The following is a 26137-nucleotide window of genomic DNA, read 5'->3' on the forward strand; positions in this document are numbered from 1 at the left end:
GGCATCAACGAAAAAACAGCAGCGGGCGTGCAGGCGGGCCGCGCGGCGCGCGCATGGACAGCGCGCCGGCAGGCTCAGGCCAGGGCGGGCGGTGCCTGGGAGGGCGGCAGGCGCTGGGGTTTGGGGCGGAAGACCAGGCCCACCGGTGGCAACGCATGGCCGGCCGGCGCAGCGGCCCGTGCCACGTATTCGGGGCGGCCCGGCAGGGGGCCGCCGGGGCTGCTGCGGCTGGGATCGGGATCGGTTTCGACGCGGCTGGCGCCATGCAGGGCCGGTTCGGGCAGTGGCGGCAACGGCAGCCCGTTGCGCTGGCCCGGGTCGGCCACCGTGATCGGCGATTCCGCCGCGGCCGGCCGTGTCAGTCCGGTCGGATATACCCCGCACAGCAGCCCGAGCAGGCACAGCACTGCAGCTACGCCAAGGCGCAGCGCAGGCAGTCGTGCAGCAGCGGCGGCATCACGTTCGCAAGCCATCGGAAGACGGGCAGGGTCGGGCAATCGGAGGCAATACGATAACAGAAACGATAATGATTCGCATAACCAGTCGGGCGCGACGCCGGACGGTTGCTACCCGATGGCGTTCAGTCGCGGTCGTCGCGGGTCCACACCCCGTCGTGTTCGCGTTTGACCGGGAACCGGGCCACCGGCGAATAGGCCGGCGCGCACAGGGCGCGGCCATCGCGGATATCGAAGCGCGCGCCATGCAGCACGCACTCGATGCTGGCCTCGGCGGTATCGAAGGTGCCCGAGGACAGCTCGAACTCCTCATGGGTGCACTGGTCTTCCAGCGCATACAGCTCGCCGTCCAGGTTGAATACCACGATCGGGGTGCCGGTGACCTCGTCGAAGGTGCTCTTCATCTCGCCGGGGAGCAACTCGGCGCTGGCGCAGACGAAGGTCCAGGTCGCGCTCATGCCCCGGCCGCCAGCGGCTTTTCCAGGATCTCAAAGCGCAGGTCATCGCGCTTGGGCGTGCCGAACCGCGCGTCGCCGTAGGGGAAGGGCTTCTTGATGCCGGTGCGGGCATAGCCGCGGCGCTCGTAGAAGGCGATCAGCTCCTCGCGCACGTCGATCACCGTCATCTGCATCACCGACACCCCCCATTCGCGCGCGGCGTGGGCTTCGGCGGCGGCGATCAACTGCTTGCCGATGCCGCCGCCCTGCAGGGTGGGGTCGACCGAGAACATGCCGAAATAGCCCTTGCCGTGGTCATCGGCCACATGCGCGCAGGCCAGCAGCCGGCCCTCGCGCTCGGCCAGCAGGATGCTGGAGCGCGGCTGGGCCAGGTCGGCCTGCAGGCCCTGCGCGTCGATGCGCGCACCGTCCAGCAGGTCCGCTTCGGTGGTCCAGCCGGCGCGGCTGGCTTCACCGCGGTAGGCCGAGGTGACAAGGGTGATCAGGGCGGGGATGTCGGCGGCAGTGGCCGCGCGGAAGGTTAGGGTGCTCATGCCGACATTCTAGGCGGGGCGGGCGGGCACGGGGAGGGGGCGGTGTTCCTGCCGGTCACCTCGGTGCGGAATGAAAGCGTAGCGCCGGGCTCTACGCGGGAGATTCTGCGGTTGCCGGCGGTAGATCCGACCCGTGGTCGGATGCCGTTGCCATAGAGTGGGGTGAGCAACCGGGGGCGACGTGTGAAATGCTCAAGCCCTTGTGCGAGGAAAACTTATTGGAACGGAGAGCTGAAGGTCCAACATGAATGTGAAATTGTTCGGCAAGCAAGCTGTTAACGAATATCCGGTTCACCTCGAAGAGGTCACGCTGCAGTTGGGGCCGGCGACGGCAAGAAGGATTGCCAAGTTCCTGATGGAATGCGCAGATGAAATGGACAGTTCTCCGCACTGGGAGCATCGGCACCTTTCTGACTGGTGTGCGGCGGAAGATGGCGATGGTGAGGGGGCGGAGATTGTCGTGTTCCGGGAAGCGGAGTAAGTACTGGGCTGGCTTGATAAAATTAGTCTATCGGTGTTGCCCCGGAGTCGTGGAAATATGACCGCTTCCGCAGGCTCTACCCAGAATGAAGCCATCATTGGTAGCCGTGGTCGTACGGCACAAGGTCCGCCCCAGGTAGGTTTGCCGAGACCTCTTCACCTAGTGGCGCTTTCGGCAGCGTTGCCTACCCGTGCGGAAGGGCCGACCTCGGCCGAAAGTGCCAATGGCTTTATTGTGGGATGCGCGCTTCGTAGTGGTGGCACCACCACACCACACCCATTGAAAAGATGCGTACATCCATCGCATTTGGCATGGCGCGATGAATCGACCAACGATAGTTCATTGAAACACTGCGTTGGTGCCGGCCTTCACGCGCGCCTAGGATGATTCGGCTGCCTGTAAGACACGGCGGATGCTGCAATGGCATCACCCGGCAATCGAGGCAGTAGCGCAGTGCCGTGTGGCACTGCCACTCCTTCCTGCCTACTGGTGCCTTATCGATGAAGCGGTATTCGCTGCTGTGTCTGTTGTTGCCTGCCCTGTTCGCCTGCCAGAAAGCCGCGCCCACCGATTCTGCCTATCTGTCTGCCGATGAAGAGGCGGCGGTCATCGTGGTGGCGAAGACCGATGACCTGGCGGCGATCAAACGCTTGATCGCGCATTACGAGGCCAGCCCTGCCGAAGCGGTGGCGGTGGAGAACTGGCGGGCGCGGGCGCGCAAGCTGGGCGATCCGCAGGAGTTGTACCACCATGCCGCGCGCCGCTTTGCGCAGGCGCAGGATGAGCCCGATGCGGAACAGCATGTAGCGTATCTGGATGAGGCGCTGGCGGCGGCGAAGCGCTCGCATGATGGCAGTGGCGATCCGTCGACCCTGCTGCTGGTCGAGCAGATCGCCCGTGCGCAGGATGCGCCGTGGCCGGCATCGCCTTCGCCGGAGCCGTAACCGCCCGCGCGTTGCCGCTGCGGCGTCCTGTGCCGCACTCCTGCCTGCCCGCAGGTTCCGGCCGCTGCGGCGTCTACGCCGCGTGCGGGCGTGAGGTGGCGGGCGCTTCGTCGACCAGGGCCATCACCAGATCGGCCAGCCGGAACAGGTCGGCGTCGCCGTGCAGGCCCAGCTTGCGGTAGGCCGCGCGCTTCTGGGTGCTGATGGTTTTCTCGCTGAGTCCCTGCAGCCTGGCCAGGGTGGAAACGCTGGCACCGGCCAGGCTGTGGCGCAGTACGTCGCGCTCGCGCGGGCTGAGCCTCATCTCGGGGTCCGGGTAGGTGGGCCGTGTTCGGGCAGGGCGGCGCTGCGCGGTAGTCAAATGCCCGATCGCGTCGATCAGGGTGGGCCAGTCGGCGGTCCTGCACAGGTAGCCGTGGGCGCCGGCCTGCAGGGCGCCGGCGATGATCAGGGCACTGTCATGGGCCGAAAACACCAGGATGCGCACCTGCGGGTGGCGTTGGCGGATCTGGCTGATCAACGGGCTGCTGTCGATGTCGTCGTTGCCCAGGCTGTATTCCATCAGCACCACGTCGACCGGGTTGTCGGCCAGGCCGGCGAGCAGGCCATCGCTGTGCGTCCAGGCGCCGCACAAGGTCAGTCCGGGCTGCACGGCCAGTCGCTCGGCCAACAGTTGCAGCAGGGTGGGGTGGTTGTCGAGCACGGCGACCCGGATCGGGTCGGTGCGATGGGGGAGCGGGGGGGAGTACGAGGGGACTGGGTACATGGGCGGGCGTCCTCGGACCGATGGATTTGGCCATCCAAGTGATCGTTGTTAGCGAATCAATAGGTAACAGGTATCGATACTCATGTGGCAGTGCGCCGCGGCCGTTGCCCTGGAACACGGGCCAGCCAGCAACAGAGACCAAAAGGAGCGGACGCGTTGTGCGGCGCCGTACGAAAAGCCTGCCGGGGTGGCGGAAGGGGGCTGTCTGCCATCCGATGGCGAGGCCAAGCCTAGGTGCAGAATTTTAGGTGCAGCATCGGGCAGCGATCTTTAGATTTGGCGCGAAAGTGTCTAGGGTGAATCCGAAGCCGGGCCGGCTTTCCAGTGAGGCGTTGGGGGTGGTTGCGTGGTCCTGCGCGGACGGTCTGGATGGGGGCGACACGGGGTATCGGTTACGGCCCCGAGGGTGTTCAAGCGGCGTGATATGGTGCGCGCCCTGTCCCCACGGAGTCGCCAGGTGAACCAATTGCAGCATTGCGATGCGCACTTCCACCCGGGCGCGGAACAGCCGTCGGCCAACCCTCCCGTCGGCACCGGCGCACGCATCGGCGTGACCCTGCTCGACCACCTGGTGTTGAACCGGGAGGCGCTGGCCTGGCGTCTCGGCCAGGAGCCGGGGCTGCAGGTGGGTCGCTGCTTCGCCGATGTCGGCGCATTGCTGGAAGCTGCGCCGGATGCGCTGGGTGAGGTGATCGTCAGCAACTACGCGTTGGCCGCCGACAGCCTGGACGGCATCGCATTGATCCGCGTGTTGCGCGAGCAGCGCCCGCAGCAACGGCTGCTGATCCTCACCGATGCGGCCAGCCCGGGGCTGGTGAACATGGTCATGCGCGCCGGCGCGGGCGGGGTGATCAGCCGGTTGCGGCCGTATGCGGAGATCGTGGCCGGCATCCGTGCCCTGGCCAACGGGCACACGCCGATCGCCCGCGACCCCGCGGCGTCCCTGTCGCGTTACCGGCGCACCGATGTCAATGCCGCGCTGGCGGTACTGGACCATCCCTGGTTGACCGAACACGAACGCGATGTGCTGCGCTGTTGCCTGGCCGGCCTGTCGGTCAGCCAGACCGCGCACAAGCTGGAGCGCAGCGCGCATACGATCAGCACGCAGAAGCGCTGTGCGTTCCGCAAGCTGGATATCAACAGCGATTTCGAGCTGTTCGCGCTGTTCGACGCCGGGGTCTGATCCAGCCCGCAACGTCGGCCGTGTGATGGGCCGGCCTGCACGCTGCAGTGCTGCCGCGCAGGCTGCCGTCATCGCGCGGCGGACTGGTACACGAAGGGTTCTGGATAGATATTGCCGCCACGCCCGGTCGCCATCGCCGATCGCGGCCGTGCGCGCGCTTGACGCCTGCAGCGGGGCGCTGCCCGCCGGCACTGAGCGTGGCCTTAGGAAAATCGCCATGCGCTTTCGGGGGCGGTCTAGAGACCCGGCCGGGTGCGGTCACTAGGATGCATCGGCTTGCTGGCGAGGTTGCCCAGCGCGTATTCCCGCAGTCTTCCAGGATCCACCTTCATGCACGGCCTCGTTGATTCCGTAACGCCTTCGCTCGCCGACACGGTGACGATGGCATCGCGTGCCAGGGGCAAGCTGCGTCGCGATATCGGCGAGTGCCTGCTGGGCGCGCTGAACGACCCGCGCACCATCGAGGTGATGCTCAATGCCGATGGCCGCCTGTGGCAGGAGCGGCTGGGCGAACCGATGCGCTGCATCGGGGTGATGAGCCAGTCGCAGTCCGAAGCGGTGATCAAGACCGTGGCCGGTTTCCATGGCCTGGAAATCACCCGCGACCAGCCGATGATCGAAGCCGAATTCCCGCTGGATGGCTCGCGCTTTGCCGCGCAGTTGCCGCCGGTAGTCAGCGCGCCGACCTTCGCGTTGCGCAAGAAGGCGGTGGCAGTGATGGACCTGGACGACTACGTCGACAGCGGGGTGATGACGCAGCTGCAGCGCGAGGTGATCGCCGAGGCGGTGGCCGCGCACCGCAACATCCTGGTGGTGGGCGGCACCGGCTCGGGCAAGACCACGCTGGTCAACGCCATCATCCAGCAGATGGTGGTGTGCGACCCGGACGAGCGCATCTTCATCATCGAAGACACCGGCGAGATCCAGTGTTCGGCGGCCAATTTCGTGCAGTACCACACCACCCCGCAGGTGGGCATGACCGGCCTGCTGCGCGCCTCGCTGCGCATGCGCCCGGACCGCATCCTGGTCGGCGAGGTGCGCGGGCCGGAGGCGCTGGACCTGTTGATGGCCTGGAACACCGGCCATGAAGGGGGCGCGGCCACCCTGCATGCCAACAACGCCATCGCCGGGCTGAGCCGGCTGTCGATGCTGGTCAGCATGCACGCCGACGCACCCAGCCAGATCGAACCGCTGATCGGCGACTGCGTGCACCTGATCGTGCATATCGAGCGCAGCGGGCATGGGCGCCGGATCAACCAGTTGGTGCGTGTGCAGGGCTATGCGCACGGCCAATACCAATTACACACCCTGTAGGAGTTGAGATGTCGATGTTTACTGTTAAAAGACTGATTCCGGATCGCAATCGGATGACGTTGACCATGTTCCTGTTGCTTCTCCTGCTTGCGGTACCTGGTGCAGCTCTGGCTGGTGGGACCGGTGGGGCTGGTTTGCCTTACGAGGATGGCCTGGAGAAGCTCATGAAATCGATCACCGGGCCGGTTGCCTTCGGAATTTCGGTGATTGGCGTTGTTTCGGCGGGGGCGATGTTGATCTTTGGCGGCGACATGAGTGGCTTCATGCGCTCCATCGTCTTCGTGGTGCTCGTGATCGGGTTGATTGTCAGCGCGGTGGGCGTGCTGGAGAAGTTGTTCGCCGTCACCGGTGCCGTTGTCGATGCCGGTACCCCGCTTGTTGTCTCGCTGGTCAGCCAGGGACTGTGCTGACATGGCATTGCGACGTGTGCCGATCCGTCGGGCCGGCAACCGTGACAGCCTGTTCATGGGTGGCGACCGCGAGCTGGTGATGCTGTCCGGGTTGCTGTCGGTGGTGCTGGTGTTCAGCGTGCAGTCGCTGGTTTCAGCGGTAATTGGCGTGGCGTTGTGGTTTGTCGCCCTGTTCCTGCTGCGGCAGATGGCCAAGGCCGACCCGCGCCTGCGCAAGGTGTACCTGCGCAACCGGCGTTACCAGGCGTACTACGCCGCACGCTCCACCCCATTCCGGATCAATACCCCCGCGCAGGCCAGGCAGTACGCATGATGGTGATCGTTACCGTGGCGCTGGCCGTGGTCGGCAGCGCGCTGTTGGTGTGGCTGTTCGCGCAGGCGCGGCAGGCGCAGGCCGCCGACCGGCTGGCGCGCCATCGCGCCGGTGCGGCCGGGCTGGCCGACCTGCTCAACCATGCGGCGGTGGTCGATGATGGCATCATCGTCTGCAAGAGCGGTGCGCTGTGCGCGGCCTGGCTGTACCGTGGCGATGACGCAGCCAGCAGTACCGATGCGCAGCGCGAAGCGGTGTCGCTGCGGCTGAACCAGGCGTTGTCGCGGCTGGGCAATGGCTGGATGGTGCATGTCGACGCGGTGCGCCAGCAGGCGCCCAGCTATACCGCCGCCGGCGCCTCGCATTTCCCCGACCCGGTCACCGCGGCCATCGACGAAGAGCGCCGGCGGCTGTTCGAAGGGCTGGGGGTGATGTACGAGGGCTACTTCGTGCTGACGGTGACCTACTTCGCGCCGATGTTGGCCCAACGCCGGTTCGTTGAACTGATGTTCGACGATGACAACAAGGTGCGCGGCGACAAGGGCACCACCGCGCGGCTGCTGGAGCATTTCCGCCGCGAATGCGGCTCGCTGGAATCGCGCCTGGCCGCAGCGGTGCAGCTGCGCCGGTTGAAGGCGGTACCCGGCAACGACGAGGTGGGGCGGCGGATCAGCCACGACGATTTCCTGCGCTGGCTGCAGCACTGCGTGACCGGCATCGACCAGCCGGTGCGGCTGCCGGACCTGCCGATCTACCTGGATGCGCTGATCGGCGGGCAGGAGCTGTGGACCGGGGTGGTGCCGCGGATCGGGCGCAAGTTCGTGCAGGTGGTGGCGATCGAGGGGTTCCCGCTGGAATCCAGCCCGGGCATGCTCAGTGCGCTGGCCGAGCTGCAATGCCAGTACCGCTGGTCGAACCGTTTCATCTTCATGGACCAGCACGAGGCGGTGAAGCACCTGGAGGCCTACCGCAAGAAGTGGCGGCAGAAGGTGCGCGGCTTCTTCGACCAGATCTTCAACACCAACAGCGGCACCATCGACCAGGACGCGTTGATGATGGTGGCCGATGCCGAGGCGGCGATCGCCGAGGTCAACAGCGGCCTGGTCGCGCAGGGCTATTACACCAGCGTGGTGGTGTTGATGGACGAGGACCGGCAGCGCCTGGAGCAGTCCGCGCGCCAGGTCGAAAAGGTGGTCAACGCGCTGGGCTTCGTGGCGCGCATCGAGACCGTCAACACCATGGACGCGTTCCTGGGCAGCCTGCCCGGGCATGGGGTGGAGAACGTGCGGCGGCCGCTGCTCAACACCATGAACCTGGCCGACCTGCTGCCCACCAGCACCATCTGGCCAGGCGAGAACCGCGCGCCGTGCCCGATGTACCCGGACAACGCGCCGCCGCTGATGAGCTGCGTGACCCAGGGCGCCACCCCGTTCCGGCTCAACCTGCATGTGCGCGACGTGGGGCATACCTTCATCTTCGGGCCGGTCGGCGCCGGCAAGTCGACCCACCTGGGCCTGATCGCCGCCCAGCTGCGCCGCTACCCGGGCATGTCGCTGTACTGCTTCGACAAGGGCATGTCGATGTTCGCGCTGGCCGCGGCCTGCGGTGGGCACCATTACAACATCGGCGTGGACGAGGAGCGGCTGGCGTTCTGCCCGCTGCAGTTCCTGCAGAGCAAGGCCGACCGCGCCTGGGCGCTGGAATGGGTCGACACCGTGCTGGCCCTCAATGGCCTGCAGACCAGTGCCGCGCAGCGCAACGAGATCGGCAATGCGTTGACCAGCATGCACGACAGCGGGGCCTGCACCTTGTCCGACTTCTGCCTGACCATCCAGGACCGCGCGGTGCGCGAAGCGCTGGAGCAGTACACCGGCGACGGCGCGATGGGGCACCTGCTCGATGCCGAGCACGATGCACTGGCGCTGTCGGACTTCACCGTGTTCGAGATCGAGGAACTGCTCAACATGGGCGAGCGCTTCGCGCTGCCGGTGCTGCTGTACCTGTTCCGCCGCATCGAGCGTTCGTTGCACGGCCAGCCCACCGCGATCATCCTTGATGAGGCCTGGCTGATGCTGGGCCACCCGGTGTTCCAGGCCAAGATCCGCGAGTGGCTCAAGGTGCTGCGCAAGAGCAACTGCCTAGTGCTGATGGCCACCCAGAGCCTGAGCGATGCGGCCAACTCCGGCATCCTCGATGTGATCCTGGAATCGACCGCGACCAAGATCTTCCTGCCCAACGTGCATGCGCGCGACGAGGAAGCGTCGGCGCTGTACCGGCGCATGGGCTTGAACGACCGGCAGATCGAGATCCTCGCCGGGGCGGTGCCCAAGCGCCATTATTACTACGTGTCCGAATTGGGCCGGCGCCTGTACGACCTGGCGATCGGCCCGGTGGCGCTGGCCTTCATCGGCAGCAGCGACCGCGAATCGATCGCCACCATCCAAGCCCTGCGCCAGCGCCACGGCGACGCCTGGGTGCACGAATGGGCCCGGATCAAGGGCTTCAGCCTTCACGACTATGGAACCACGCGATGACAGACCAGACCGCAACCGGTACCGCCGGCGCGCCGTTGCCCGACGACCTGCCGGCCAACCCCTACCTGGCCTCGCGCCGCGCCTGGAACGCACACGTGGGCGCCCTGGTCGCCTCGCGGCGGATCTGGCAGCTGGTCGGCCTGATCGCGCTGCTGATCGTGCTGGCCAGCGTGGGCGGGCTGGTGCATATCGGCAGCCAGTCCCGGTTTGTGCCCTACGTAGTGGAAGTGGACAAGCTGGGCCAGCCGCTGGCGGTGGGCGTGGCCGACCGTGCCACCCCGGCCGACCCGCGGGTGATCCGCGCCACTCTGGCCACCTTCATCAGCGACCTGCGCACGGTCACCCCCGATACCGCGCTGCAGCGCAAGGCGATCCTGCGCGCCTATGCGGTGCTGGCGGCGGGCAATGCGGCCACGCACAAGACCAATGAGTGGCTCAACGGCGCCGACACGGTCAACCCGTTCAAGCGCGCGGCCAGCGAAACGGTGAGCGTGCAGATCGAGTCGGTGCTGGCCCAGAGCGCCGCATCCTGGCAGGTGGACTGGATCGAAACCGTGCACGACCGCAGCGGCAAGCCCACCGCCGCACCGACCCGGATGCGCGCACTGGTCAGCGTGCAGGTGGCCAACCAGCCTTCCGACGCCAGCGAACAGCAGCTGCGCGACAACCCGCTGGGCATTTTCATCACCGATTTCTCGTGGTCCAGGCAGAACTGAAAAGAGTCCCTATGAAATATCTTGCATTGTTTGTCGCGCTGGCCCTGTCGCCGGCCGCCCCCATCGCCGCCGCCGAACCGGCGGCCCTTCAGCAACTGTTGGACGCCCCCGAGCCGCCGCTGTCCGACCAGGCCCGCGCCGCGGTGGCGTTGGCGCGCAAGTGGCAGGCCAATCCGGCCAGCCGGGCGCAGCCGGTGGCCGCGGCCGACGGCGCGATCCGTTTCCTGTTCGGTGCCGGCCAGCCCACCGTGGTGTGTGCGGTGATGCAGGTCTGCGATGTCGAACTGCAGCCCGGCGAAGTGGTCAGTTCGGTGCACCTGGGCGATGCGGTGCGCTGGCTGGTCGAACCGGCGCTGACCGGCGGCGGGCCGGGCGCGCTGCAGCACCTGATCATCAAGCCGCTGGACGTGGGCCTGGAGACCTCGCTGGTGGTGACCACCAACCGCCGCACCTACCATATCGGCCTGCGTTCGCACCGCACCGAGTTCCTGCCGCGGGTGGGTTTCATCTACGGCGACGAAGTGGCCGCGCGCTGGGAAGCGATCAAGCGGGTGCAGAGCCAGGAGCGCCAGGCGCGCACGATTCCTGCTACCGGCGAATACCTGGGCAACCTGGACTTCAACTACACCCTCAACGGCAGCGCGCCGTGGAAGCCGTTGCGCGTCTACAACGATGGCACCAAGACCATCATCGAGATGCCCAAGGCGATGGCCCAGACCGAGGCGCCGACGTTGCTGTCGATCCGCGACAACGGCTCGCCGCGCGGTGCCGATGAAACCGTACTGGTCAACTACCGCGTGCAGGGCAACCGCTACATCGTCGATGCGGTGCTGGACCACGCCATCCTGGTCACCGGGGTGGGCCGCGGCCAACGCAAGATCACCGTGCGGCGGGGGAGTTGAGCATGCGCCTGGCGCTACTGGGTGCGGCAATGGTGCTGGGCGGCTGCGCGGTCACCCCGCGTGTGGCTACGCCGGCGGCGGTGCTGGCCAGCGCCCCTGCGGGGCTTGGCAGCGTGGCCGCCGACGCGGTAGGCCGCTTGGCCGGCTGGTACCCGCCGGGGGCCACCCGCTGGGTGCTGCAGCGGCCGGCGACCGACGCGTTCGGGCTGGCCCTGGTCGACCGCCTGCGCCGCGAGGGGTATGCGGTGGAGGAAGCGGCCACCGCGCGTGGCACGGCGGCCGCCAGTGAAGGTGCGCCGCTGGACTATGTGTTTGAACCGCTGGATGCCGGTGTGTACCGGCTGAGTCTGCGGGTGGGTCCACGCACGCTGTCGCGCGTCTATAGGGCCGGCAACGCGCAGATGGCACCGATCGGCGCCTGGTCGCACGGAGAATAGATGATGCAATCCCAATCCAATGCCCCGGGCGATGCGGCCGGGGCGGCCGTGCGCAGCGGTGTGCGCCGGGTCAACAACCTGCCGCTGTACCTGATCGGCGGGGTCGGGCTGGTGTTCGTACTGGTGCTGGTGGTGGTGATCAGCGGCCGTGGCGAGGCCGACCCGGCCACTGCGGTGTCGGCACCGGCCATGGTCAGCAGCGCCGCGCCGACGGCGTTGTCGATGGCCCAGCAGCTGGTCGGCAGCCAGGCCGATGGCATCGTGCCCGAAGCCGCGCCGGCGGCCAGTGCGCCACCGCCGCTGGTGGTGCCGATCGCGCGGCTGGGCGATGACGAGGGCCCGCCGATGCCGCCGGAGCAGGCCGAAACCGTGGACCCGGAGCTGCAGCGGCTGCGCGTGCTGCGGCTGCAGCAGGTACAGCAGGCCTTGTCGGCGCGCACCGGCGTGCTCACTGCCAAGCAGTTGCAGGGTGGGCAGGCGCCGACCGGTGGCGATGCAGGCTCGAACGCATCCGCTGCCAGTCGTGGGCCATCGCCGTATCTGCCTGCGGAATCGTATGAAGATCTGCGTCGTCGGCTCAGTGGACCTGATGCCGAGCAACCTCAGCGCAAGAACGACCTAGCCCAGTTCGCTCCCAGCGGCCAGGGCGATCGCTGGCAGCTGGACAGCCGGGTCGAGGCGCCACGTACTCCGTTCACCCTGCGCGCCGGCTTCGTCATTCCGGCGGTGCTGATCTCCGGCGTCAATTCCGACCTTCCCGGGCAGATCATCGGCCAGGTCAGCCAGGACGTCTATGACACCGCCACCGGCCGCCACCGGGTGATTCCGCAGGGCACGCGCCTTGTTGGGGCGTACAGCAGCGAGGTGGCCTATGGGCAGCGGCGCGTGCTGGTTGCATGGCAGCGGCTGGTGTTCCCCGATGGGCGCGCGATGGATATCGGCGCCATGCCGGGCGCCGATGGCGCTGGCTATTCAGGCATGCAGGACCAGGTCAACAACCATTACCTGCGCATCTTCGGCCAGGCGGTGCTGCTGTCAGGTGTGATTGCCGGGGTGGAGTTGAGCCAGAAAGATCGGAACCAAGACGTGAACGGCAGTGTCACCGCAGGCGGCGCAATCAGCCAGGCACTGGGGCAGAGCCTGGGCCAGGCGCTGGTTCAGCTGTTCCAGAAGAACCTCAATATCGCGCCCACGCTGGAAGTTCGGCCAGGGTTCCGTTTCAACGTAATGGTGGTCAAAGACCTGGACTTCGATCGCCCCTATGTGCCGATGACCTACTGAATTTCCGACCCATTGGCCGCAGGATTTTCCTGCAGTCGGGCCAATCGTTGCGACGATCGGCCATCCCTGCCCGTCCGGGCATCTTTCAGGAGAGTGTGCGATGAAACACCGTTGTTTGTCCTTGTCCTTGTCCTTGTCTGTGACGAGCGCGCTGGCGCTAGCCTCGATCAGCCCGGCGCAGGCTGTCATGCCGGTCCTTGATGGTGCCAATCTGGCCGTGAATACCACGAACTCGGTGGCCAATGTGGCCACTGCACTGAAAATGCATCTGGTACTTGATCGTCTCAACCACATGGGGAGTAGCGATACCATCTATCACATCAATAACGAAGAGCACAACAAGAATGTAGAAGTGCACAACAAGAATGTAGAAGTGCACAATAGCAACGTCATCAGCTATTACGATGAGTTCAACACTCATAACGAGAATGTGACCAATCACAACACACAAATCGCCAATATTTACAAGGAAAACAACTACTACTGCAACATCGGTACCGGCGATGGTGGTGGTTTGCGGGTCAGTGACGGTGACCAGAACTGCATCGGCAACGGTGATCCCGGTGAAATCATCATTCCCATTCCGGTGAACTATGGCGTCGGCAAGTTCGGCGACTACGCCAGCGCCGAGGCCTACATGGCCGACTCGCGGCAGGTATTGGATGGGCTGGTCGACCACGACAACAAACGCTTCAAGTCGATGATGGACAGCAACGCCGTGCAGGCCCAGGCCGTTGATCAGCAGGCGCGAGCATTCGCCGATGACAGCAACCGATTGAGAGGATTGACCGAGGCGTCCACCGCCAATATGGGCTCGCGCATGCAGGCGGTGTTCTCCAACCAGATCGCCGCCGCGCAGACCGCCGAGATGATGCAGATGCGCGCGCTGATGCTGGCCGACCAGAATGCCCAGGTGGTGCGCGCGCAAGAAGTCACCGCACGCAGCGCGCGCGAAGCGGTGGCCGAACGCCGCCTGCGGGCTGCTCCGGACCTGAATGCCGAAGCGGTTGGACGCTGGTAAATCAAGGGTAACAACGGCGTCGGACCGCTTCGCGGTCCGGCGCTGTCCATGCGTGTGCTTCCCTGCCACGCGTTGTATAGACAGGACAATGAGACGTTGATGAGCTGGTTCGATCCCTCCGCCAAGCACCTGCCCTGCTGCGTCGCGCTGTGCTGCCTGGCCCTGTTGCTGGCCCCCGGTATCGCCCATGCTGCGGTCGATCCGTATCCGGTCGACAACCTGCTGCGTCGCTTCGACGAGCTTCTGGCGCTGTGGCTGCTGGAGGTACAGACGGCGGCGAACTGGCTGTTCTGGACCCTGGCCACCATTAGCCTGACCTGGACGATGGCGATGATGGTGTTCCGCCACGCCGATTTTGGCGAGCTGTTCGCCGAGCTGGTGCGCTTTGTGGTGCTCACCGGCATCTTCTGGTGGCTGCTGAGCAGCGGTGGCGGCCCGGACGGATTGATCCACAGCATCCTGGACAGCATGAAGATCCTCGGTGAGCGCGCGGCCAATGACGGCGGCGGCCCTGGCTTGCGCCCGGCCGCACTGTTGCGCAGCGGCTATGAGGTGTTTTTTGAAGTGGCCCGGCAGTCCGGTGAGCATTCCTGGACCGATGCCGACAAGATCGTCGGTCTGATGCTGGCCACCCTGATTCTGGTCCTGGTGGCGCTGGCTGCGGTGAGCATGATGGTGATCCAGGTGATGTTCTGGATCCTGGCCTTTGGCGGCCTGTTCCTGCTCGGTTTCGGCGGAGCGCGCTGGACCTCGGGGATGGCGGTCAACTACTACAAACACGTGCTGGCGGTGGGTATGGCCTATTTCACCATGCTGCTGCTGGCCGGCACCGGCGAAATCTTCCTGCGCGATTACAGCACTGATGTAGTCGTTGCGATCACCCTGCCGAACCTGGCGATCATGCTGGTGGCCGCGATTGTGTTACTGGCGCTGCTGGTGCGCATTCCGGCGCTGGTGTCGGGCATCGTGCTGGGGGCACGCTTTGGCGGCGGCAATGATGGCGGCAGTTTCAGCGGGCGGGTGCTGGCGATGGGCGGCACCGCGATTGCCAGTGGCATCGACCGCGCCGGCCATGGCGCCCAGGCGCTGTACGCGGCGTACCGCGGCGACCCTGCCACGGCTACGCCGGCGCCCCATGCCGTGCATGCCGCCAGCACGGCCGACGGCACTCACGCCAGCGACCTTGGCGCGACGCTGCCGGCCTCGGTGCTGTCCACACATACGCTGTACAACAACGACTACGGCAGCACCACGGTGGGCAGCGTGTTCGCCGCGACCGCCGCACCGCACGAGGTGGCGCGTGCGCCGGTGGCGACGCCCGCCGCCGGGCGCCCGAGCAGTGCGCCGGCGGTGGGTGCCGGTGCCGCTGCTGCGGCGTTCCCGTCGGTGTCGGCCGGAGCGGTATCCCATACCACCAGCGCAGGAGCGACCGCGCCGCCATCGGCGCAGGGCGGTGTCGACGCGCTGCCCGCCACGCCGGCCGGTGGGCGGCGGGCAGGGCAGTCGGCCGGTGGTCCGGACGGTGGCCGCGATCTGCTGGCGAACGCCGCCGCGGCTGCCGCGGGCGGGGGAGCGACAGCGCCGGCCGAACAGGCCGCAGCACCACTGCGCGATGCGGCCACCGCTACTGACTCGGACGCAGGCACGCCGACGCCCGGCGCCGAAGCGATTGCCCCCGATGCGCCGCTGGCCGCCGCGCTGGCACCGGCTGCAAACGCATTCGATGGCATCGACGTCGAGGCCGTCGCCGAGCGGAATCGCAGCATGTTGCCGCCGCTGGCCCAGCCGTCCGCCCAGCCGCTGGATCGTGATGACGCGCTGCGCGCTGCACGGCACACCGCCATGCCAGCGGCAACGGCGGACTGGCAGGCGACACAGCTGAACCTGGAAACCTCGGTCCTGCCGCCACAGCGGCCATCGCTCGACACGCCCCAGGCATCGTCGCTGCCATCGGACAAGAGCATGCCATTGCAGCAGCACATGCCCAATGCCGTCGACCGGCCGCCGCAGGTCGCCGCAGACGCACCGCCACAGCCATCACCGGAACTGCCGCAGATACCTGTCGCCGCCACTGCCGCGGCTGAGCGCGCTGTCCCGGTAGCGCCGGCAAGCGTGCCGCTGCCCGGCACGGACAACGACACGGCGCGCGCGCTTCCGACGTTGCAGACCACGCCGCCTGCCCCGTCGCAGGCGCCCGGGCTGCCGCCCGCGCTGCAGGTGCCGGGTACGGCCGCCGGCGACGCGCGCCTGGTGGCGCCGTTGCAAGGCATGCCGCCGCACCGGGAATCGCCGTCGACCGAGGGCACTGTACGCCCGCTGCCAGGCGTGGATGCGTACGTTGCGACGCATGGCCCGCAGCGGGAGGTCGTGCCGGTGTCGACGACACTTTCTGCGCATGCGCCCGCAGCGGAGCCGATGTCTGGCCCGGCCCCTGACGGTGCCGGCGCGCCGCTGTCGGCGGCAACGCCGGTTGCCGCCGACGCCGCTGCGGCCAAGCCACCGATGCACAGCGTTGACGCACCGATGGCCGCAACCCCGCGGGTACCGTCCGTGGGCGGGGTAGGGCCGGCCGCAGGCGACGAGCCCTCGCCGCTGCCGCCGACGCGGGCGCAGGTACCGCCGTCAGTGCAGTCTGCGCCCGGGCAGCCCGTGATGCCGGTGCGCGTGGAGGCCGCCGCTGCTGCCAGCGGTGGGACGGCACCGCTATCGCCGCTCCCGCCAACCTCTGTTTTTGCCTCCTCCGCTGGGCAGGCCGGAACCGCTCCATCGATGCCGGATGCAAGGGTGACGGGCAATACCGTGTCCACCCACGGCGCTGCCCTGCCGCAGGCCGGCGCAGTGCCGGTGGCAACGCCCGCTGCATCGTCGATCGCGCCATCCGCCGCGCAGGCGCCGGTGCTGCCGGCGGCCCGGCCGGCGCCCACGCCGCCGGCCTCTGCACCCGCATCGGCTGCGGCCGGCAGTGAAGCCGCGGAGCCGGCGACGGCACCGGCACGACCTTCATCTGCCGCGGCGGCCGGCAGCACGCTGCACGCCGCATCGGCGCCGCCGTCGCACGGCAACGATGCGTCGCCGTCGCCGGATATACCGCACGCAGGAGACAAGGATGGGCATTGATCTACCGCCGCAGCATGAGGAGCGGGTGATCTGCTCGATCGCCGCGGCGATCAAGTACGCCATCCCGGCCAATATCGTGCTGGCGGTGGCCGAACAGGAAGGCGGCCGCCCCGGGCAGTGGGTGCGCAACCGCAACGGCAGCTTCGATGTGGGCGCGATGCAGTTCAATACCGCCTACCTCAAGGATCTGGCCCGGTATGGCATCAGCAGTGCCGATGTGGCCGTCGCCGGCTGCTATCCGTACGAGCTGGCCGCCTGGCGGTTACGTGGCCACCTGCGCGACGACCGTGGCGATATCTGGACGCGCGCGGCCAACTACCACTCGCGCACACCGCAGTACAACCAACGCTACCGCGCGCAGCTGATCCGCCGCGCCGCCCACTGGGGGCGGTGGCTGGATCAGTACTTCCCCACTTACGACGTCGGGCTGTCGGCCCCGGCTCGGGCCGGATGAGCAGGCGGCCCTGGCGCGGCGCTTTCCCATGCAATCAATGAGAACCCCATGATGAAACTGCAATTTCCTGTGTTTGGTGGGCTCCTGGCCGGCGCGTTGGCCCTTGCGCCGGGCGCTGCGCAGGCCGCCAGCTGCGTCTTAAACAACCTGGTCAGCTTCCCGATCCAGGGCAGCGATGCCATTCCTATCAAACAGAATGCGGCGGTCGGTGCATTGATCAAGTCTGCCTCCGCCATTGGCGACGGTCGGGCGATGGCGACCTGCTCGGGGCTGACGGTGGTCGACAGCCGTTTCATTGGTCTGGTGCCGTCCGAGCTGCCGGACATCTATCGCACTTCCTTGCCTGGTGTGGGCGTCAAGTTCGAATGGGAACCGACCGGCGGCACCCGCCGCGCGTTCCCGTTCGTGGTCAATGTCGACAACCCGGCGCGCTATACTTTGACCAACGACGGTACCCTGCATGTGGGCTTCTACCGCATCGCCGGCGATTTCACCGGTGGGGTGCTTGGCGCCGGCGGCGCGGTCGAAGTGGCCGAGACCCGCATCGATGCATTGCGTGGGCGCCGGATCATGTTCGACAACATCCCGTTCCGCCTGGCCACCTGTTCGGTCACTACCGCCTCGTTGAATCAGACCGTCGACCTGGGCCGGATCACCCCGCGCGATTTCAGCGGCGACGGTGGTGGCCCGTGGAAGGACTTCACGCTGGTGTCCGAAGACTGCGACCTGACCCAGTTCAGCGAGGCCCGCTTCACCTTTACCGGTGATGCAGCGGTGGGCCGGCCGGAGTTGTTTGCGGTGACCGGCGGCGCCGGTGGCGTGGCGGTGCGCCTGCAGAATGCCGCCGGCAGCGATATCCCGCCCGGCGGCGGGCTGGCGATGACGGCGGTGGCGGCCGGTGGTGAATATGGCTTCCGCGCACGCTTCCAGCGCATCGCCGGCGACCTGGTGTCCGGGCCGGCGCGCAGCACGGTATTGGTCAATGTGCAGTACGACTGACCGCAACGGTGCGCCGTCGGGCTGGCTGGCCGATCGCCGCCGCCGTCGGCAGGTGGTGGGGGGCCTGCTGCTGGCCGCGGCGGTGCTGCCGTTGCTGGGCGCAGCCGGTGCACGCCTGAACACCAGTTCCAGCCTGGCCTATGGCGTGTACTGGGTGCAGCACCACGCGCCGGAGCCGGGCCGCTACGCCTCGTTCTGTCCTGAGCTGGAGCGGCCGGTGTTCGCGCTGGCCAACGAACGCGGCTACCTGCGCCCGGGCAGCTGCCCCGGGGGCGTGCGGCCGTTGTTGAAGCGGGTGATGGCCGCGGCCGGCGATACGGTGGCCATCGATGCGCGTGGCGTGCATGTCAACGGTCGGTTGTTGCCGCACAGCCGGCCATTGCGCGCCGACGGCGCCGGCCGGCCGATGCCGGTGCTGGTGCTGGGCGAACGCCGCCTGGGTCATGACGAACTGCTGCTGATGTCTGACGTCAATGGCAACTCGTTCGACGCGCGTTACTTCGGGCCGATCGTGCGCTGGCAGGTGGACGACGTTGTGCGGCCGGTGTGGACCTGGTGATTGCAGCATTCAATGAAATTCGGAAAACAGCCAGATGTTTTGGGGCTCGCCCCAGATACGCCGAAAAGCAGAGCCGAGATAATCGTTTGCCCCCTATCCCCCGGTGCATGAACGATTCGGTGCCGGCGGTCGCGATGGTCGCGAGGGGCGCAACCTTCGGTTGCACTACATCAATGGAGAGTCAATCTACATGAAGCATCTTGGTATTTCGGCGGCGCTGGCTGCCGGTCTGGGCATGGCCGCACTGAACCCAGCGCACGCGGCCAACGACGGCGTGATCAACATTGTCGGTACCGTCACTGCGACTACCTGCACCATCGAAGGCGAGCCGCCGGGTGGTGGTACCGTGGTCAAGGATGTTGACTTGCTGGGTATCAGTCGTGCCAGTTTGGCCGCCGCGGGACAAACCGCTGGCGACAAAGCGGTGACCATCAGCATCGGTGCCCCGGGTGAAGTGGGCTGCACCAATGGCGATACCGCCTATGTGCGGTTCGACCCGGCCAGCCCGGCCATCGACTTCACCACCGGTCGTCTGAACAACACGGCCACCACTGGGCCGGCCGGTAACGTGCAGATTCAGTTCACCAACATCGATGGTTCGGTGATCGATATCGCCAACGACGATTCGGCCGGCTACGAGATCGTCAACAACCAGGCGCGCATTCCGTTGATCGTGCGCATGTACGCCAACGGTGGTGCTGCCACCGTGGGTGCGGTGGAATCGGCCGTGGGCTTCTCGGTTGTCTACGACTGAGGTCTGCTGAAAGGGCGCCGCAACCGGTGCCAGGCTTGCGGGCCTGCCACGTGCAGGCCCGCACCAGGGACTACCGCAACGATGGGCAATGGCGATGATGATGCGTGCTATGGGAGTGATGGCGTTGCTGCTGGTGGTTGGCGCGGCGCAGTCCAAGGTGGTGATTTCGGGGACGCGGGTGATCTATCCCGCGCAGGAGCGCGAGGTGGCGGTACGGCTGAACAACCTGGCCGAGCATGAGCCCAGTGTGCTGCAGATCTGGCTGGACGATGGTCAGGAGGATTCATCGCCGGACACGGTGGAGGTGCCGTTCGTGGTGAGCCCGCCGGTATTCCGGATGGACCCGGGCAGCGCGCAGGCGCTGCGTCTGTCCTATACCGGCGAACCGCTGCCGGGCGATCGCGAGAGCCTGTTCTGGTTGAACGTTTTGGAGATTCCGCCGTCGGGAGCCGATAATGGCGATAGCCCGAAGTTGCTGCAGTTCGCCTACCGCACCCGGTTGAAAACGCTGTTTCGTCCGCAGGGGCTGGTGCCGGCCGCCGACAAGGTGCCGCAGCAGCTGCAGTGGTCGCTGCATCCGGCGCAGGGCAAGCGTGGCGCGATCGTGCAGGTGCGCAACCCCACTCCGTATTTTGTTTCCTTCGCGGCGCTGAAGCTCGTCGACGGGCCGCACAGCACCGCCTACAAGCGCGGCCAGCACGTCGCCGCCAACATGGTGGCGCCGCATGCGCAGCAGCAGTTCGAGTTTCCCGATTTGACCGGGCGCCCTGGCGCTGGTGCGCAGGTCGCGTTCGTGACCATTGGCGACTATGGCAACAGGATCGAATCGGTGGCGCCGCTTTCGTTCGGGGATGACCGCTGATTCTGTCCGTAGCAGGTGCTTGACGCGCGGTCCTTCCCCCCCCTGTGGGGGTGGGCTGCCCATTTCTTTTTCGTCCGCGGGCGCACGGGGTCGGCGCCGCTGGTGCGCAGGCGCGTGCCCCGCAGGCAATAGGCCATCGACCAGTCATGTATTTTCATTCGGATCTAGAGGCAGGTGTACACTGCAGGCGCCACCGCCATAGGTTGGCTGTTGCACTGGTATCGGCGTTCACGATGGGCACGGCATTGGCCGATCCGTCACCGGTTCCACGCAGCGTGGAGTTCCGCTCGGGGCAGTTTCCCGGCAGTGCCAGGATCGACCTGTCGCGCTTCAACCGGGGCAATGTCGTGCTGCCCGGTGTGTATCCGGCATCGGTGCAGGTCAACGGCCAGTCGGTGGGCCCGGAGTCGCTGCGCTTCGAGGCGCCGGACGGGCAGGACGACACGCAGCTGTGCGTCGACCGGCTGATGCTGGACCGCTTCGGGGTCGACCTGGAGCGTGTCGATGCCGATGCCGCAGGCACTGCAGCGGTTGCCGATGATCAGGCGTGCCGCAGCATCGAGGCGTGGGTGCCTGGCGCCAGCGCCCGTTTCGACCCGGCCGAGCAGGCGCTGGCGGTGCAGGTGCCGCAGCTGTACCTAGCGCGGCGCCCGCGCGACTTCGTGTCGCCGGCGCAATTCGACCGCGGCGTGCCTGCCGCGTTGCTGCATTACAACGCCAACCTCTACGACACCCGCGTGCAGGGCCTTGCCAGCACGCGCGGTTACCTCGGCCTGCGCGCCGGGCTGAACGCCGGCGGTTGGCTGCTGCGCCACCAGGGCTCGCTGGCGTGGAGCGAAGGCCAGGGCAGCCAGTACCAGGCCAGCAGCACCTTCGCCCAGCGCGATATCGTCGCCCTGCAATCGCAGTTCCTGGTCGGCCAGTTGTACTCGCGCGGCGATCTGTTCGGCAGCGTGCGCCTGCGCGGGCTGGAACTGGCCACCGATGACCGGATGCTGCCGCAGTCGATGGTGGGCTACGCGCCGGTGGTGCGCGGGGTGGCCCAGACCAATGCGCTGGTGCGGGTGCAGCAACGCGGCGTGGTGCTGCGCGAGCTGACCGTGGCGGCGGGCCCGTTCGAGATCGACGACCTGTACGCAGTCGGTTACGGCGGGGATCTGGAGGTGGTGGTGCGCGAGGCCGACGGCCGCGAAACCTCGTATGTGGTGCCGTTCACCGGTACCGCGCGGCTGCTACGCCCTGGCTACAGCCGCTATGCGCTCAGCGCCGGGCATGTCGACTCGGTGCAGTACGGCTACCGGCCCTACCTGGTGCAGGCACAGCTGCAGCGCGGCCTGAGCAATGCGGTGACCGGTTATGCCGGTGCGCTCAAAAGCGAACATTACGCCGCCAGCCAGATCGGTGCGGCGCTCAACACGCCGATCGGGGCGGTGTCGCTGGATCTGACTCAGTCCCGACTGGCGTTGCCGCAAGGCCCAATGGACGGGCAGAGCCTGCAGCTGCGCTACAGCAAGCAGCTGCCGGGGGCCGGAACCAGTTTCTCGGTGGGCGCCTACCGCTATTCCACACAGGGCTACGTGGATGTCAACCAGGCCCTGCGTCTGCGCGCCGAGCTCGAACAGGGCCAGCTGCCGCGCAGCATCGACCGCTACCGCAGCCGGCTGGAAGGCACCGTCAACCAGACCCTGGGCCGCCAGGGCGGGGCGCTGTACGCCAGCGCGTCCAGCCAGGATTACTGGAACCGCGGCGGCCGCACCCTGAGCTATTCGCTGGGCTACAGCAACAGCTGGCGCCAGCTGGGTTACAGCCTGGCCGCGCAACGCTCCACCCGGCTGTCCGACCAGCGCAGCGACAACGAGGTCAGCCTGACCATGACCCTGCCCTTGGGCCGCAGCGAGCGCACCCCGCAGTTGCATTCCACCCTGCGCCACGACCGCAACCAGGACCTGGGCATCAACCTGGGCATCAACGGCACCGCCGGTGCCGACCGGCAACTGCAGTACGGTTTCAATGCCGCGCACCGGCCCGGCGCATCCTCGGCCGGCGCCAGCGCGCAGTACAAGGCACCGCAGGCGATCGTCGGCGGCAGCTACTCGCGGGGTGATGACTACCGCAGTACCTCGCTGGATCTCAGTGGCGGCATCGCCGTGCATGCCGGCGGGCTGACCCTGGCGCCAAGCCTGGGCGAGACCATCGGCCTGATCCATGCCCCGGATGCGGCCGGCGCCAAGGTCGGTGGCGGCGATGGCGCGCGCGTGGATGCACGCGGCTATGCGCTTGTGCCGTCGCTGATGCCGTACCGATTCAACACGGTGGAGCTGGACCCGCGCGGGATGTCCACCGATGTGGAACTGAAGACCACCTCGCGCATGGTCGCGCCGCGGCACGGTGCGGTGGTGCGGCTGGAGTACGTCACCGACAGCGGCCGCGCGGTGCTGATCAAGGCCCGCCAAGCCGATGGGCGCACCCTGCCGTTCGCCGCCAGCGTGTTCGACCAGGCCGGCAACAGCGTCGGCAGCGTGGGCCAGGGCAGCCGGCTGCAGGTGCGCAGCAATGATGCGCAGGGCGTACTGACTGTGCGCTGGGGCAAAAAAACCGACCAGCAGTGCCAGATTATCTACGAACTGCCCGCACGCGGCGCGCAGCGCCAACAGGCGCCTGACCTGATCGACCAGGCGGTGTGTCGTCAGGATATCTGGTTTGCAGTCGGCGCGGCGTCAGCAAGGGTCTCGACAGCGCCACCGCCGAATGCGATTCCTGCCGATGCCGACCCAGGCGACTCAACCATCTCCCGAACCTCTTTGCCGTAACCGCAGTGCTTTGCGGACCTCTACCCTCACAATGCCTTGTCAGGAGTTACACCATGTTGTCTACCCCCCGTTTTCCTCACCGCCTACTGGGCGCGGCCATACGTGCCGCCCTGTTGGCCTCGCTAAGCCTGCCGGCGTTCGCCGGCCAGGTGGTCGCCGACGGTACCGACCTGCGTGTGTCCAGCGGTGACTACGATAGTGATGGTCAGGTCGGGCCGGATAAGTCGGTGTTCTATGCGCTGCGTGGTGGCACCATCACCGCTGACGGTCCGGTCAATCTTCGTGCTAGCGGCAATGGGGTCAATGGCGCGTACGCCGAGGGCTTGGGCAGTGCGATTACGCTTGACGGTGGGCGCATCGATGTCACCGGGGATTTCTCGGATGGGTTGAATGCCAGCCGGGGCGGTTTGATCGACGCGCGCAACTTGGTGATCAACAAAACGGGCATTGGCCACGGCGTTTACGTGGAGAATGCCGGCAGTGTGTTGCGCCTGGTCGCCAGCGAGATCAGCACCAGCGCCGATGACAGCCACGGCGTGGTGGCGATGCTGGGTGGCGCGGCTGAGTTGTTCGATACCCGTATCCGTACCCGCGGTTTCGGCTCGATGGGCATTAATGCCAACCGCGGGGATCCCACTCTGCGTCTGCAACGGGTGGAGGTCATCACCGAGGGCGACCATTCGGCGGCACTATGGCTGCTATCCGATGGTGTAATGAGCGGTCAGGACATACAGTTCAGCACCTTGGGGAACTATGCGCCGGGGGTGGACGTGCGCGATGGTCAGGTTGATCTGCGTCGCGGCGCTATTAGCACGGCTGGCGTTGGTTCGCATGGGCTATATGTGACCAGTGAGCGAGCAGGTGGTGCGATGCTGCGTGCCGATGCATTGAACATCAGCACCATCGGCAGCGATGCTAGTGGCGTGGTGGTACGCAATGGCGCACAGGTCGAACTCACCGGCAGCAGTGTGCGAACCATTGGCTCCCAAGGGCATGCGCTAGTGGTATCCGGAAACGATAGCGTGTTCAACCTGACCAGCAGCGCGGTGCTGGCACAGGGCGAGCGGGCTTGGGGCCTGCGCATCGGTGGCGGTACCTTCAACATGGCCGGCGGCACGTTGGGCAGCGAACAGTATGGGGCGATCAGCGTGTCGGGGGCCTCGCAGCTGAACTTCAGCGACGGTGCGCAGCTGTTCGGCGGCGACGGACGGTTGCTGGTGCTGGAGGGTCCGTCGGGCGCGGCGGTTGGCGTCAAGCTGGACAGCGGCGTGCAGGCGCAGGGCGATATCGTCCATGCCGATGGCACCGCCAGCCCGGGCAACAGCGGGCTGCAGGTGGCGCTGGACGGTCTTTCGCACTGGCAGGGCGCGACCGACATCGTCGATGGCATGCGCATCAGCAACGGCAGCCGCTGGACCATCACCGACGATTCGACGATCGGCAGCCTCGTGCTTGTAGGCGGCATGCTGGCGTTCGAGGAGCCTGAAGATGGCGAACGTTTCAACGTGCTCACCATCAAGGGCAACTACCACAGCGACAACGGCATGCTGGTGCTGAACGGCCGACTGGAAGGCGATGGGGCGCCGTCGGATCGCCTGCTGGTGGAAGGCGATACCTCCGGCCGCACCTGGGTGGTAGTCAACAACGTGGGCGGCGTGGGCCCGACCAGCGCCGACGGCATTGAGGTGGTAACCGTCAATGGCCGTTCCGACGGCGAGTTCGTGCAGCGCACCCGCGCGGTGCGTGGGGTGCACGAGTACTTCCTGCACCAGGGTGGGGTAAAAGACCCGGACAACGGACATTGGTACCTGCGCTCGGCGTTGCCGTCGGTCGACCCGGATCCCAAGCCCGATCCCGATCCGGTGCTGCGCCCGGAGCCGGGTGCCTATTGGGCCAATCAGACCGCGGCCCTGGCGATGTTCCAGCTCGGCCTGCACGATCGCCTCGGCGCGCGCCTGCCGTACCCGGGCAGTGAGCAACGCGGCGCCTGGGGCCGCTTCAGCCAGCAGCAGGAGAATTACGGGCTGCAGGGTGGGCAGCTGAAGCTGCGTTCGCAGCGTACCCTGCGCCAGACCGGCACCGACCTGTATGGCAACGACAGCACCCGGGTCGGGGTGATGTTCGGCCACGGCCAGGCCCGCAACCAGTCGGAGTCGATCGCCACCGGCTACCAGGCCCAGGGCCGTGTGGACGGCATGGCGCTGGGGATCTATGCCAGCTGGCTGGAGCCCAGTCAGGACCAAGGTGGCCTGCAGCTGGACAGCTGGCTGCAGTGGGCGCGCTACCGGCACAAGGTGGAGGGCATCGGACTGGCAGACGAACGCTACAACGCGCGCAGCAGTGCTGCCTCGGTCGAACTGGGCTACGCGCTGCCGCTGCAGTTGGGCCAGTTCACCACGCTGTACGTGGAACCGCAGCTGCAGGTGACCTACACCCGGTATACCGCCGGGCGCCACCTGGAGCGCAACGGTACGGTGGTGTCGGTGCAGGGCGCCGGTGGCCTGGCCACGCGCACCGGCGTGCGCGTGTACGGGCAGCGCGGTACGCCCGGCGCGCATGCGCAGCAGCATGCCTGGGTACAGCCGTACCTGACCGTGAACTGGCTGCGCAACAGCCATGCCACCGATGCACTGCGCTTCGACGAGCAGATCTGGACCGGCGATGTGCGTGGCGACCAGGTCGAGGCCAAGCTGGGCGCGCAGCTGCAGCTTGGCCCGCGCCTGAGCGGCTGGGGCGAGTTCGCGCTGCAGTCCGGCCAGCGTCAATTCCGCGGCGTGGGTGGGCAGCTTGGGCTGCGCTACCACTGGTAAGCCGCGCGGTCCGGTTCCGCGGCC

23 protein-coding genes and 1 pseudogene are annotated in these 26137 nt (G+C 67.0%); 20 read left to right on the forward strand and 4 right to left on the reverse strand.

Going from position 1 to position 26137, the window contains the following annotated elements; all coding sequences use genetic code 11:
- Window positions 1-74: 74 nt before the first annotated feature.
- From AC3ITM_RS05140 to AC3ITM_RS05150, 3 genes are all read right to left on the reverse strand, one after another.
- Entirely contained in the window at window positions 75-473 is a 399-nt protein-coding gene (locus AC3ITM_RS05140; RefSeq protein ID WP_489268897.1) for a hypothetical protein, read from the reverse strand.
- A gap of 107 nt (window positions 474-580) precedes the next feature.
- On the reverse strand, window positions 581-913 hold the full coding sequence (locus AC3ITM_RS05145) for a non-heme iron oxygenase ferredoxin subunit (protein WP_228886189.1): 333 nt from the start codon (window positions 911-913) through the stop codon (window positions 581-583).
- Window positions 910-1446 (reverse strand): GNAT family N-acetyltransferase, encoded by a 537-nt coding sequence (locus tag AC3ITM_RS05150; protein ID WP_489268899.1) that lies wholly within the window; start codon window positions 1444-1446, stop codon window positions 910-912. The genes AC3ITM_RS05145 and AC3ITM_RS05150 overlap by 4 nt, the downstream gene beginning before the upstream one ends.
- Window positions 1447-1690: 244 nt before the next feature.
- On the opposite strand from AC3ITM_RS05150, the gene AC3ITM_RS05155 reads away from it, so the two are divergent.
- Both AC3ITM_RS05155 and AC3ITM_RS05160 read left to right on the forward strand, forming a co-directional pair.
- Window positions 1691-1927, forward strand: coding sequence for a hypothetical protein (locus AC3ITM_RS05155; protein WP_489268901.1), 237 nt, complete (start codon window positions 1691-1693; stop codon window positions 1925-1927).
- Between the two features lie 458 nt (window positions 1928-2385).
- On the forward strand, window positions 2386-2871 hold the full coding sequence (locus AC3ITM_RS05160) for a hypothetical protein (protein WP_489268903.1): 486 nt from the start codon (window positions 2386-2388) through the stop codon (window positions 2869-2871).
- 73 nt (window positions 2872-2944) lie between these two features.
- Here AC3ITM_RS05160 and AC3ITM_RS05165 read toward each other — a convergent pair whose 3' ends face one another.
- Window positions 2945-3637: a response regulator transcription factor gene (locus AC3ITM_RS05165; RefSeq protein WP_489268905.1), complete on the reverse strand. Its 693-nt coding sequence runs from the start codon at window positions 3635-3637 to the stop codon at window positions 2945-2947.
- A gap of 457 nt (window positions 3638-4094) precedes the next feature.
- Between AC3ITM_RS05165 and AC3ITM_RS05170 the strand changes: the two genes are divergently transcribed.
- From AC3ITM_RS05170 to AC3ITM_RS05255, 18 genes and pseudogenes are all read left to right on the forward strand, one after another.
- Window positions 4095-4820, forward strand: coding sequence for a LuxR C-terminal-related transcriptional regulator (locus AC3ITM_RS05170; protein WP_489268907.1), 726 nt, complete (start codon window positions 4095-4097; stop codon window positions 4818-4820).
- A 330-nt stretch (window positions 4821-5150) separates the two neighbouring features.
- Window positions 5151-6134: a P-type conjugative transfer ATPase TrbB gene (gene trbB / locus AC3ITM_RS05175; protein WP_489268909.1), complete on the forward strand. Its 984-nt coding sequence runs from the start codon at window positions 5151-5153 to the stop codon at window positions 6132-6134.
- Window positions 6135-6142: 8 nt separating this feature from the next.
- Entirely contained in the window at window positions 6143-6544 is a 402-nt protein-coding gene (locus AC3ITM_RS05180; RefSeq protein ID WP_489268911.1) for a TrbC/VirB2 family protein, read from the forward strand.
- Between the two features lies 1 nt (window position 6545).
- The gene (locus tag AC3ITM_RS05185) at window positions 6546-6857 is read left to right on the forward strand and encodes a conjugal transfer protein TrbD (protein ID WP_489268913.1); all 312 of its coding nucleotides are present in this window, start codon (window positions 6546-6548) and stop codon (window positions 6855-6857) included.
- Complete coding sequence (locus AC3ITM_RS05190) at window positions 6854-9391, forward strand: VirB4 family type IV secretion/conjugal transfer ATPase (protein ID WP_489268915.1); 2538 nt, start codon at window positions 6854-6856, stop codon at window positions 9389-9391. The genes AC3ITM_RS05185 and AC3ITM_RS05190 overlap by 4 nt, the downstream gene beginning before the upstream one ends.
- Window positions 9388-10107 carry a VirB8/TrbF family protein gene (locus tag AC3ITM_RS05195; protein WP_489268917.1) on the forward strand — a complete coding sequence of 240 codons (720 nt, stop codon included), beginning with the start codon at window positions 9388-9390 and terminating at the stop codon, window positions 10105-10107. Before AC3ITM_RS05190 ends, AC3ITM_RS05195 begins: the two co-directional genes overlap by 4 nt.
- A gap of 11 nt (window positions 10108-10118) precedes the next feature.
- On the forward strand, window positions 10119-11009 hold the full coding sequence (gene trbG / locus AC3ITM_RS05200; RefSeq protein WP_489268919.1) for a P-type conjugative transfer protein TrbG: 891 nt from the start codon (window positions 10119-10121) through the stop codon (window positions 11007-11009).
- 2 nt (window positions 11010-11011) lie between these two features.
- A complete protein-coding gene (locus AC3ITM_RS05205) occupies window positions 11012-11446 on the forward strand; it encodes a hypothetical protein (RefSeq protein ID WP_489268921.1) in 435 nt (144 codons plus the stop codon).
- Window positions 11447-12727: a TrbI/VirB10 family protein gene (locus AC3ITM_RS05210; RefSeq protein ID WP_489268922.1), complete on the forward strand. Its 1281-nt coding sequence runs from the start codon at window positions 11447-11449 to the stop codon at window positions 12725-12727. It abuts the gene before it with no gap.
- A gap of 100 nt (window positions 12728-12827) precedes the next feature.
- A complete protein-coding gene (locus AC3ITM_RS05215; protein ID WP_489268923.1) occupies window positions 12828-13748 on the forward strand; it encodes a TrbJ/VirB5 family protein in 921 nt (306 codons plus the stop codon).
- Window positions 13749-13847: 99 nt separating this feature from the next.
- Window positions 13848-16865 carry a P-type conjugative transfer protein TrbL gene (gene trbL / locus AC3ITM_RS05220; RefSeq protein ID WP_489268925.1) on the forward strand — a complete coding sequence of 1006 codons (3018 nt, stop codon included), beginning with the start codon at window positions 13848-13850 and terminating at the stop codon, window positions 16863-16865.
- Window positions 16855-17313: pseudogene (locus AC3ITM_RS05225) on the forward strand (transglycosylase SLT domain-containing protein); the annotation flags it as partial. The gene trbL and the pseudogene AC3ITM_RS05225, both read left to right, overlap by 11 nt.
- Window positions 17314-17367: 54 nt before the next feature.
- Entirely contained in the window at window positions 17368-18318 is a 951-nt protein-coding gene (locus AC3ITM_RS05230; protein ID WP_489268927.1) for a fimbrial protein, read from the forward strand.
- Window positions 18302-18877, forward strand: a complete 576-nt coding sequence (traF, locus tag AC3ITM_RS05235; protein WP_489268929.1) for a conjugative transfer signal peptidase TraF — start codon at window positions 18302-18304, stop codon at window positions 18875-18877. Before AC3ITM_RS05230 ends, traF begins: the two co-directional genes overlap by 17 nt.
- A 103-nt stretch (window positions 18878-18980) precedes the next feature.
- Window positions 18981-19631, forward strand: coding sequence for a fimbrial protein (locus tag AC3ITM_RS05240; RefSeq protein ID WP_489268931.1), 651 nt, complete (start codon window positions 18981-18983; stop codon window positions 19629-19631).
- A gap of 94 nt (window positions 19632-19725) precedes the next feature.
- Entirely contained in the window at window positions 19726-20493 is a 768-nt protein-coding gene (locus AC3ITM_RS05245; protein WP_489268933.1) for a fimbrial biogenesis chaperone, read from the forward strand.
- 233 nt (window positions 20494-20726) lie between these two features.
- On the forward strand, window positions 20727-23303 hold the full coding sequence (locus AC3ITM_RS05250; protein ID WP_489268935.1) for a fimbria/pilus outer membrane usher protein: 2577 nt from the start codon (window positions 20727-20729) through the stop codon (window positions 23301-23303).
- A 53-nt stretch (window positions 23304-23356) separates the two neighbouring features.
- On the forward strand, window positions 23357-26113 hold the full coding sequence (locus AC3ITM_RS05255; protein ID WP_489268937.1) for an autotransporter family protein: 2757 nt from the start codon (window positions 23357-23359) through the stop codon (window positions 26111-26113).
- The last annotated feature ends 24 nt before the right edge of the window (window positions 26114-26137 follow it).

It is taken from the genome of Stenotrophomonas sp. KH_029, assembly GCF_057839765.1.